The sequence below is a fragment of the Brevundimonas sp. genome, assembly GCF_016463295.1.
In the GTDB taxonomy this organism is placed as follows: domain Bacteria; phylum Pseudomonadota; class Alphaproteobacteria; order Caulobacterales; family Caulobacteraceae; genus Brevundimonas.
The window spans coordinates 1-2032 of the sequence record NZ_JAEMRO010000149.1; the positions used below are offsets into that span (position 1 = coordinate 1).

Genomic DNA, 2032 nt, shown 5'->3' on the forward strand with positions numbered 1-2032 from the left:
GCCTGAAGCTGGCCGCAGACGAAGGCGACTTCGCCCGCGTTCAGCAGGGCCTCCAGCACCGGCTCGGCATTCTCGGGCGCGACGACGAGCATGAAGCCGACGCCGCAGTTGAAGGTCCGACGCAGTTCGTGATCGGAGATGCCGCCGACCTCGCCCATCCACTGGAAGACCTGCGGCATGGGCCAGGCGTCCCAGTCGAACGACGCCTCCAGTCCCTCGGCGATACAGCGGGGCGGGTTCTCGATCAGGCCGCCGCCGGTGATGTGGGCCGCGCCCTTGATCAGACCGGCCTTCATCAGCGGCAGGACCGGCTTCACATAGATGCGGGTGGGCTCCATCAGCGCCTGGGCCAGGGTGCGGTCCTTGGCGAAGGGGGCGTCGTCACCCCACGCCAGTCCGGACTTCTCGACCACCTTGCGGATCAGGGAATAGCCGTTGGAGTGGGGGCCGGACGAGGCCAGACCGATGATGATATCGCCCGGCATCTGGCGATCCAGATAGGGCAGGGCATGCCCGCGCTCGACGGCACCGAGCGAGAAACCCGCCAGATCATAGTCGCCGCCGGAGTACATGCCGGGCATTTCGGCCGTCTCGCCGCCGACGAGGGCGCATCCGGCCTGGCGGCACCCTTCCGCGATCCCGGTCACGACGCGGCGGGCGGCGTCGATGTCGAGCTGGCCGGTGGCGTAGTAGTCGAGGAACAGCAGGGGCTCGGCCCCTTGCGCCAGCAGGTCGTTGACGCACATGGCGACCAGGTCGATGCCGACGCCGTCATGGCGACCGGTCTCGATGGCGATCTTCAGCTTGGTGCCGACACCGTCGGTGGTGGCGACGATCAGGGGATCCTCGAACCCCGCCGCCTTCAGGTCGAACAGGGCCCCGAAACCGCCCAGCGAGGCCTCCGCGCCGGGCCGACGGGTGGATTTGGCCAGGGGCTTGATGGCGTCCACCAGCCGCTCCCCCGCGTCGATATCCACGCCGGCATCGGCATAGGTCAGGCCGTTTTTCAGCGGGTTTGGGGTGTCGCTCATGGGTCACGGGCCTGAATCAGAGAGGCGGAAATGTGTCGCGGCTCTTGCCACAACCGTATCGCGCGGGGCTATAGCATCGGAATGACGCCAATCACCACCACCGAGGCTTTGCGCGACTTCTGTGCGAAGCTGGCCACAGCCCCCTTCATCACGGTCGATACCGAGTTCATGCGGGAAACGACCTATTGGCCCAAGCTGTGCCTGATCCAGGCCGCTTCCAGCACCGACGCCGGCATCATCGATCCGCTGGCCGAGGGCATCGATCTGGAGCCTTTTCTGGATCTGCTGCGGGACCCGAACATCCTGAAGGTGTTCCACGCCGCGCGTCAGGACACGGAAATCTTCGTCAAGCTGGGGGCCATGCCCAAGCCGATGTTCGACACCCAGGTGGCGGGGATGGCCGCGGGCTTCGGCGATCAGGTTTCCTACGAGGCCCTGGTCCGACAGATGCTGCGTCAGGATGTGGACAAGGGCAGCCGCTTCACCGACTGGGCCCGGCGCCCGCTATCGGACGCCCAGCTGACCTATGCCCTGGGAGATGTGACCCATCTGGCGGCGCTGTATCCCAAGCTGCGCGACCGGCTGGTCAAGGAGGGGCGGCTGGACTGGGTCATGGCCGAGATGGAGGATCTGACCGATCCGGACTTGTACGACACCACGCCCGAGAAGGCTTGGAAGCGGCTCAAACCCAAGAAGTTTTCCGCCAAATACCTGGCCGCCTTCGTTGCTACCGCCGTCTGGCGCGAGCGGGCGGCGCAGGAGCGGGACCAGCCGCGCGGGCGTATCCTGAAGGACGAGGCCATCGACGAGATCGCGGCGCAGGGCCCGACCGATCCGGAGGCCTTCAACCGCCTGCGTTCCGTGCCCAAGGGGTTCGGGGCGTCGCGCCTGGGTCTGGAACTGTGCGCCGAGCTCAAGCGGGTGCTGGCCGATCCGGAGGCGCATGCGCCCAAGCTGGAGCGTCCCGGCCACAACCAGCCCGCACCGCCCTCGGTGGTCGA

At 67.1% G+C, this 2032-nt stretch carries 2 protein-coding genes; one reads left to right on the forward strand and one right to left on the reverse strand.

Annotation, left to right across the window (positions count from 1 at the left end):
* The coding region (gene purM / locus JHC81_RS14360) for a phosphoribosylformylglycinamidine cyclo-ligase (protein ID WP_292175802.1) at window positions 1-1031 on the reverse strand (1031 nt) is incomplete at its 3' end.
* 81 nt (window positions 1032-1112) lie between these two features.
* Here purM and rnd point away from each other — a divergent pair.
* The coding region (gene rnd / locus JHC81_RS14365; protein ID WP_292175804.1) for a ribonuclease D at window positions 1113-2032 on the forward strand (920 nt) is incomplete at its 3' end.